5 protein-coding genes are annotated in these 5,768 nt (G+C 68.7%); all 5 read right to left on the reverse strand.

Translation table 11 applies throughout. The annotated features are described in order from the left end of the window. Window positions 1-80: 80 nt before the first annotated feature. Complete coding sequence (locus AC1DY5_RS39305; protein ID WP_478119867.1) at window positions 81-1,793, reverse strand: FAD-binding protein; 1,713 nt, start codon at window positions 1,791-1,793, stop codon at window positions 81-83. 7 nt (window positions 1,794-1,800) lie between these two features. Then, entirely contained in the window at window positions 1,801-3,156 is a 1,356-nt protein-coding gene (locus AC1DY5_RS39310; protein WP_478119868.1) for an aromatic ring-hydroxylating oxygenase subunit alpha, read from the reverse strand. 146 nt (window positions 3,157-3,302) lie between these two features. Continuing rightward, complete coding sequence (locus AC1DY5_RS39315) at window positions 3,303-4,505, reverse strand: acetyl-CoA C-acetyltransferase (protein ID WP_478119869.1); 1,203 nt, start codon at window positions 4,503-4,505, stop codon at window positions 3,303-3,305. A gap of 25 nt (window positions 4,506-4,530) precedes the next feature. Further along, complete coding sequence (locus AC1DY5_RS39320; RefSeq protein WP_478119870.1) at window positions 4,531-5,109, reverse strand: nuclear transport factor 2 family protein; 579 nt, start codon at window positions 5,107-5,109, stop codon at window positions 4,531-4,533. Beyond that, the coding region (locus AC1DY5_RS39325; protein ID WP_478119871.1) for an SDR family NAD(P)-dependent oxidoreductase at window positions 5,106-5,768 on the reverse strand (663 nt) is incomplete at its 5' end. The genes AC1DY5_RS39325 and AC1DY5_RS39320, both read right to left, overlap by 4 nt.

Below are 5,768 nucleotides of genomic sequence, written 5' to 3' on the forward strand. Positions count from 1 at the left end.
GCGCCATGCGGCGGTAGATGTCGACCAGGATGGCCTGGTCGACGCGTGTGTCTGGTGTCATGGATGGCTCCTGGTCGATGTCATTGCACTGCGCCCAGTGCATGGTGCGCGGCGATGTAGCCGAAGGTGAAGGAGGCGCCGATGCTCGCGCCCGCGCCGGGATAGCAGCGCCCGACCACCGAGGCGGTGCAGTTGCCGGTGGCATAGAGCCCCTGGATGACCGAACCGTCCTCCCGCAGCACGCGGGCATGCTCGTCGGTGACCACGCCGCCGGCCGTTCCGACGTCGCCGGGGTACATGCGCACCGCGTAGAACGGTGGTTTCTCGATGGCGCCGAGATTGGGATTCGGCGTCACGGTCGGGTCGCCATGGCAACGGTCGAAGGCGCGCGAGCCGCGGCCGAAATCGCTGTCGACGCCGCTGCGGCAGAAGCCGTTGAAGCGCTCGAGGGTCCGCGCCAGCCCTGCCCCGTCGATGCCGGTCTTCTTCACCAGCTCGTCAATCGACCCGGCCTTGATCATGTAGCCGCTCTTCAGCCATTCCTCGGGCACCTGGCCGGGTTGCGCGGTGCCCCAGGGGTAGTAGGCGCGCTGGCGGCTGTCCATGATGACCCAGCTCGGCACGGCCTTGCCGGTCTCGCGCTGGCGCCGGTACATGCGCTGGCCGATCTCCATGTAGGCACCGGCCTCGTCGCAGAAGCGTTCGCCGAGCTGATCGACCATCATCGAATACGGCAGCGACAGGTCGAGGTGATGCATGAAGGGCAGCGGCGTGCCGTCGGCCGCATAGCCGCCGGGCTTCGGCGGCTGGCCATCCGGCGCGAGCGAGGTCACGACCCACCAGGCTTCGTCCATGCAGTCCACCGCGGCGCCGAGCGACATCGCCAGCTCGATCGCCTCGCCCGTATCGCCGGGGTTGGCATTGGTCCACGCGGCCGAGTTCGGCTGGGGCTGAAAGCGCTCGCGCATCGCCGCGCTGCGCGAGAAGCCGCCGACGTTCATCAGCACGCCCTGGCGCGCCTGCACGCGCACCAGCCGGCCGCCGCGCTGCACCGCGACACCGGCGACGCGATCGCCGTCGACGATGAATTGCGCGAGGGCCGATCCGGTCCAGATCGGCAGCTGCTCGCGCAGCGCGATCTGCAGCATGCGGCCCTGGATCGCCGCACCGGCGCCGGCGAGCCGCCGACCAGTCAGCTTGGCCTTCAGCATGCGCCCGACCATCGACAGCGCGGTCTTCCTGCCGCCCCAGGTGCGCTTGGCCAGCATCAGCGACGGGAACTGGTCGGTCGGCAGCGGCAAGCTGAAGCCCTTGTAGCGCGACAGCTTCGACTCCCACTCGCCCAGCTCGCGCGTGTCGAAGAGCTCGGCCAAAAGCGAGCGCCCGCGCGGCTCGCCGCCGGGCAGCTCGTCGTAGTAGTCGGACCAGCCGTCGGCATAGACGAACTTCATGCCCTGGCCTTCGAGGAACTCGACCATCTTCGGGCCGTTGCGCAGGAATGCGTCGCGCCGCGCGGGGCTGGTTCCCGGGCCCTGGTAGGTGACGGCGGCATCGAGGTACTGCCGCGCGCGCTCGGCACTGTCGGCCACGCCGGCGCGTTTCATCACGGGGTTGTTCGGCACCCACCAGACGCCACCGGAAAAGCCGGTCGAGCCACCGATCAGGGGCTGCTTCTCGACGATCAGGGCGCGCTTGCCCAGTTGCTTGGCCGCGAGCGCGGCGCACATCGAGCCACCGCCGCTGCCGACGATGACGAAGTCGAAGGCCTCGTCCCAGGTTCCGTTGGTCGTCATCTGGTCCTCAGGCGCCGCTCGGCTCTTCGAACAAGATCTCGCGCAGCGCGCGGTGGAAGTTCGAGATCGCGGACTCCTGCAGCGGGTTCGTGCGCGCTCCCCGGAAGGCCTGGGACTTCATGCCCTTCTGCACTTCGGTCATGTTGGCGAAGTCCTGCGACAGGATCAGCCCGAAGCGCTCGACGGTGTCGATCTTCCAGTCGTCCGCACCCCAATAGAACTCGCGCTGCAGCTTCGGCTCGGCGCCGGGCGCGTAGCGGGCGATCGAGCAGATGTCGTAGAAGCAGGAGTCGGGGTTGTCGCCGTCGGGCCGGGCGCGGTAGAAGAGCATGCCGTCGGGCGACATCAGGAAGATCATGTTCGGGAACACGTGCCAGTCGGTCCCGGCCTTGTAGATCTGCTCGCCCGTGATGTTCGGCCAGCCGGCCCCTTCGGCGATCGCGGCCTCGGCCTGGAACTGGCCCACCTTCATCAGCAGCTCGACGTGCGGCGTGTCGGCCGGGCACTCGGTGAGGATGCGCCTGGCGGCTTCCAAGTCGCGCTGGGTGGTGATCGCCTTGAGCTGGTCCTCCAGGTCGGCGAAGAACTTGACGATGCCGGGCCGCACGTCGTCCGGCACCGGCCGTCCGGTGCGCGGCGACGGCGCCCCCGGCAGCCGCGCCGGCGTCGGGTAGCCGAACATGCCATGCCGGCCGAAGGTGAAGCTGCGCGTCACGTCGTCGCCCTGCGAATCGAGCAGCTGCGGGTGCGTCCCGAAGACGTGATAGCCCTCGCTGAAGGCTTCCAGCGCCACCTTCCAGTTGCAGGGCAGGCGCACCGACTTGTACCAGCGGTAGCGCATCTTCTCGAACTCGTAGCAGTCGGTGTACCCCGGCACCGGCGCCAGGTGCCGGGCGAGCGGCTCGCAGGTCGGATCGAAGTTGACGAAGACGAAGCCGGCCCAGGTGTCGACCTTGATCTCGGGCAGCGAGAAGTCCTCGTCACCCATGTCCGGGCAGCCCTGCCAGTCCTCGCGATCGACGATGCGGATGACCTTGCCGTCGAGGCTCCATTGCCAGCCGTGGAAGCGGCACTGCAGCCTGGCGGCCGATCCGCAGCCTTCGGTGAGGCGCCGGCCACGGTGTTGGCACACGTTGTAGAAGGCGCGGACCGTCTCCGGCGTCTGGCGCACGACGATGACCGATTCGTCGTTGATGTCGTAGGTGACGTAGTCGCCCGGGAAGGGGATCTCCTCGAGGCGGCAGGCGAGCTGCCACACCTTGGGCCACAGCAGGCGCTTCTCGAGCTGCACGATCTCGCGCGAGATGTAGTGCTCGGCAGGTACATAGTCCACGCGCACCTTGGGCTTCACGGCGGTATCCACAGTGTGTCTCTCCTGGTCTAGCTGCGCCGGCCGCGTGCCACCTCGCCGGTCATCAGGTATCATTAATTGAATGATGTTCTGAAATATAAACGCTCGGACTTCGCAGTGTCAATACGCGGACCCGGCTTCACGAGACTCGAGGCTCATCACGACCCGGCCCGCTCGAAGAGCGCGGCCAGCCCCTGCCCGCCGCCGATGCACATCGTCTCCAGCGCATAGCGCCCGCGGCGACGTTTCAGCTCGTGCAGCATCGTCGCGAGGATGCGCACGCCGGTCGCGCCGATCGGGTGTCCGAGCGAGATGCCGCCGCCATTGACGTTGAGCCGGTCGGCGCCGTTCCAGTCCCAGCCCTTCAGCACCGCCAGCACCTGCGCCGCGAAGGCTTCGTTCAGTTCGACGAGGTCGAGCCGGTCGAAGGAGAGGCCCGTGCGCGTCAGAAGTTTCTTCACCGCGGGCACGGGGCCGATGCCCATGCGCGACGGCTCGCAGCCGGCGGCGGCCCACCCGATCACCCAGGCCATCGGCTCGAGCTTCAGTTCGGCCAGCTTGTCCTCGGCGACGACCAGGCAGGCGGCCGCCGCATCGTTCTGCTGGCTCGCATTGCCGGCGGTCACGGTGCCGCCCTTCAGCACCGGCTTCAGCTTCGCCAGCGTCTCCATCGAGGTCTCGGCACGGATGCCTTCGTCGCGTGCGAAGTGCAGCGGCTCGCCCTTCTTCGCCGGCACCGCGACGCTCACCACTTCGTCCGCAAAGCGGCCTTCGCGCCAGGCAGCGGCGGCGCGCTGGTGGCTGCGCATCGCGAAGGCATCGGCGGCCTCGCGCGAGATGCCGTAGTCCTTCGCCAGGTTCTCGGCGGTCTCCGGCATGCCGGAGATATAGCCGAAGCGATGCTCGGGCTGCGAGCGCTCGCGACCGCGCTGCAGGCGATCGTGCATCGTGACGGAGCCGGCGCGCGAGCCCCAGCGCATGTCGGTCGTGTAGTACTCGATGTTGCTCATGCTCTCGACGCCGGCGGCCACGACGACATCGGCCGCGCCGGTCTGCACCTGCATCGCCGCATCGATCACGGCCTGCAGCCCGGAGCCGCAGCGCCGATCCAGCGTCATGCCCGGCACCGCGACCGGCAGGCCGGCATCGAGCGCGGCATAGCGGCCGAGGCACGGCGCTTCGCTGTTGCCGTAGGACTGGGCCATCACCACTTCGTCGATGCGCTCCGGGTCGATGCCGCTGCGCTCGACCAGCGCCTTCAGGATGGCGCTGGCGAGCTGGTCGGCGGGGATTGGCTTCAGGCTGCCGCCGAAGGCGCCGACGGCGGTGCGCAAGGGGGAGACGATGGCTGCTCTGCGCATGCGTCAGTTCCTCGTGGATACGGAATCAGGGTGCATGGGTCACCGCACCCCGGGCCTCGTCGCCCTGCGCCTCCCAATAGGCCGCCCAGCTCGGCCAGGCATGCGGCAGCTGCGGCGCAAACTTCGGCCCCTCGTACTTGCCGGGCCAGTTCTGGAAGCCCGCACCCTCGCCGCGATTGGGGCGCTGCTGCCAGTCGGTCGAGTACCAGTGCTTCTCGTCGCGGCGCTCGAAGCACCAGATGCCCTCGCTGCGCACGTAGCTGTCGAAATAGCAGATCGACATCTCGATCCAGTGGTCCTTGTCTTCGTGGCCGGCGCGGCAGTAGACCGTGCCCTTGGCATGATCGGGGTCGATCAGGTCGATCGTCTGGCCGCACACCAGGTGGACCGAGCGGTAGAAGCCCGTCAGCACATGCCGGCTCGCGTAGTAGCGCTTCAGGGCCTCGCGCCCGGTGCCCCAGCGGCCGCAGTCCACATCGGCGGCGAAGAGCGCGACCAGGGCATCGACATTGCGTGAGTCGACCGCGACGGCGTAGCGCGCGGGCAGTTGCCCGATCGCGAGCTCTGCCTCGACGCGGGCGAGGCGCTGCGCCAGGTCGCTCACGATGCTGCCTCTCGATCGACGAAGTCGGCGACATAGGGCTGGTGCGCCAGCGACCCGCCATCGACGCAGATCACCTGGCCGGTGATGAATCCGGCCTCGTCGGAGGCGAGGAAGACCACGGCGGCAGCGATGTCCTCGGGCCGCCCGAGCCGCGGCGTGAGGTGGTGCCGCAGCATGATCTCGCCGACGCCGGAGGCGGCATAGCTGTCCTTCGTCGATGGCGTGACGATCAGTCCCGGCGAGATCGCGTTGCAGCGGATGCCTTCCTTGCCGTGCTGGGTCGCGACGCTCTGCGTCAACGAGTTGATCGCGGCCTTGGAGGCGCTGTAGGCGCTGTGCGAGAGCGCGCCGGCGAGCGCCGCATTCGAGCTGGTGTTGACGATCGCGCCCCCGCCGCGCCGGCGCAGGTGCGGGATCGCCGCCCGGCACGCGATCATCGTGCCGCGCAGGTTGGTGCGCAGGATCGCGTCCCAGACCTCGGTGTGGACGGTGGCGACCGGCCGGTCGCATGTCGACGAGAGGCGTGTGTCGGCCGCGTTGTTGTGCAGGATGTCGAGGCCGCCGAGCCGCGAGGCGGTGGCTTCCACCATCGCAAGCACCGAGACCTCATCGCCGAGATCGACCTGCAGCGCTATCGCCCTGCCGCCCTCCGCCTCGAT

Source organism: Variovorax sp. P4_D9 (genome assembly GCF_056401695.1).